The sequence below is a fragment of the Rhabdothermincola sediminis genome, assembly GCF_014805525.1.
In the GTDB taxonomy this organism is placed as follows: Bacteria; Actinomycetota; Acidimicrobiia; order Acidimicrobiales; family Acidimicrobilacustridaceae; genus Rhabdothermincola; species Rhabdothermincola sediminis.
In genome coordinates this window covers 1-2554 of sequence record NZ_JACFSZ010000038.1, presented here as the reverse complement: position 1 = coordinate 2554, position 2554 = coordinate 1, and the positions used below count along the sequence as shown (strand labels likewise).

The window sequence follows — 2554 nt, the reverse complement described above, 5'->3', positions numbered from 1 at the left end:
AGCACCATCGCCACAGCGTCACGCTTGAACTCGTCGGTGAAGCTGCGCCGCGTTCGGGGCGACTTCTCCTCCATCACTGACATGATTACCTCCTATTCGAGGTGACCGGTCAGAGGGGGGATCCTCAAGCAGACATTGGTGGAGAGCGGCTCTCGTCGCGAAGTCGGTCCACCGAAGTCCGAGAAGGGGGTCCGCACGATCACGGGCTCTTCGCGATGAGGTGTGGGGCGGTGTGAGGACCCGGCCTGGTTGATAGGGGTCCACGTGCGCGGCCAAGGGCCTCGCCATTCTGCAGATGTCTGACGTCTGTAGAGGAGAGGCCCTTGTCCGTGATCCAAGGTAGTCAGGGTGCGACCGCGCTCGTCGGGATGGCCGGGTTCGTTGTCGGTGTCCAGGAGCTGGTCGAGGGCGAGTGGTGGCTGTACGTGGAGACCAGCGCCGACTTCGTCGGCTGCTCGGCGTGCGGGACCAGAGCGGTGGGTCATGGTCGGGTGCGGTCGGTGGTGCGGGATCTGCCGATCTCGGGTCGGGCGACGGTGCTGGTGTTCGCTCGGCGGCGTTGGCGGTGCCCCGAACCGGCGTGCGCGGTGACCACGTGGTCCGAGCAGGTCGACCAGATCAGTGCTCGGGTGTCGATCACGAAGCGGGCCCGTCAGCGACTGGCGGCGATGGTCAACGTCGAGGGGATGTCGATCGCGGCCGCTGCCGCCGAGTTCGGGGTGGGCTGGCACACCGCCAACCGGGCGGTGGCTGAGTTCACCGACCCCGTCATCAAGGACCCGGGCCGGCTCGATGGCGTGGCCTCGATCGGGGTCGACGAGAAGCGGTTCTTGAACGCCACGGCCGACCATCGCACGACGTTCACGACCCAGGTCCTGGACCTGGACCGCCACCGGGTCCTCGACGTCCTCGAGGGCCGCTCCCGAGACGTGCTGGGCGACTGGCTCACCGACCGCGGCGACACCTGGTGCGCGGGGATCACCCTGGCGACGTTGGACCCCGCCGCGGGGTACCGGGCCGCGTTGGTCGAGCACCTCCCGAACGCGACCCTCGTGGTCGATCACTTCCACGCCGTGAAGCTGGCCAACACCGCCATCGACGACGTCCGCCGCCGGGTGCAGCACGCAACACTGGGGCACCGTGGCCGCAAGGGCGACCCCCTCTACCGTGCCCGGCGGGTGCTGCTCACCGGCTTCGAACGACTCACCGAGGAACGCATCACCTGGATGCTCGACATGCTCGCCGCCGGCGACCCCGACGGCGAAGTCGGCGCCGCAGTACTCGCCAAGGAACTGCTGCGCGAGGTCTACGCCGCCGTCGACCACGCCCACGCCCAGCGCCGGCTCACCGCGTTCTTCCAGCACTGCGCCGACGCCGACGTAGCCGAGCTCGTCCGCCTGGCCCGCACCATCGACCGCTGGCGCGACGAGATCCTCTCCTACCACCGCACCGGACGAGCGTCGAACGGCCGCGTCGAGAACGCTCACATGCTCGCCGAGAAGATCCGCCGCAACGCCCACGGCTTCACCAACCACACCAACTACCGCCGCCGACTCATCGGCCGCCTCGGCATCCAATGGACTACCGTCCCAACCCGCAGAATCCGAGGCCGCCAACCACACCTCATCGCGTAGAGCCCGATCACGCTGCCTCGCGCCGTCGCCGTCGTGCTCGCCGAGCACCTCGGGACCTACGTCGGCGACGATCCCGACGATTTCGTGTTCACGGGAGAGCGCGGTGCCTGGCTGGCCCGCCGCAACTTCCTCCGCACCTGGAAGGCCGCGTTCAAGATGACCGACGTGGACTACTTCACCTTCCACCGCACCAGGCATGTCAGTGGAGTGCTCGTGGCCAGCCTCGGAGCACCGACCAAGGTCGCCCAGCGGCGGATGGGTCACGCGTCGTCGCGGGCTGCGTTGCACTACCAGCACTTCGTGGAGACGGCCGATGTCGAAGTCGCCGAGAGCATCGACGGCGCACTAGCCGGAAAGTTGGCCTCGTAGCATGATTCCCTCGATCAGAGGCGTGACAGACCCTATCTCGATCCCCATTGACGTGAATAGGGCGACTGAGATTGGATCGCATACAACTGTTGGAACCGCCGCCAATATGCCCTACATTGTGCGTCGCACCCCACCAATGGTGGGAGGCACCGCTATGTGGGATCGGGAACTCCGACAATCCACGCAACCCTCACAAGAGGCGCGCAGGCTTGTCCGATTGCCTGGAAATCGTGTCGGGTCGGAGGCTCAGCGGACATCGCTGGGTGGCGGTTGGGGTACAGGATGCGAAGGAGCACCTGGCCCAATATGGCCCCGCCCCTACCCAAGATTCGATAATAAGGGGTGGGGATGAAGAACCGATATGACTCGTTGAGGGTTCCCAACATCTGTTCCTTTGGTCCATGCGACGAGACGCGAATCCTTCGAGACTGCGCGGTTTCATGGGGTGAGGGTGGCTGGTCTCGGTGGTGATGATCGTATGGCGGGGCAGGCGAGGATGCCTCGGGCTTCGAAGTTGGCGTGGTTGGTGAACCCGTACGCGACGCGGCGTA

At 66.2% G+C, this 2554-nt stretch carries 2 protein-coding genes; both read left to right on the top strand.

The window, feature by feature from the left end; all coding sequences use genetic code 11:
• Positions 1–329: 329 nt before the first annotated feature.
• Positions 330–1634: an ISL3 family transposase gene (locus tag HZF19_RS16030; RefSeq protein ID WP_208029802.1), complete on the top strand. Its 1305-nt coding sequence runs from the start codon at positions 330–332 to the stop codon at positions 1632–1634.
• Positions 1635–1640: 6 nt separating this feature from the next.
• Positions 1641–2003, top strand: a complete 363-nt coding sequence (locus HZF19_RS16025) for a tyrosine-type recombinase/integrase (protein WP_307781263.1) — start codon at positions 1641–1643, stop codon at positions 2001–2003.
• Positions 2004–2554: the final 551 nt, after the last annotated feature.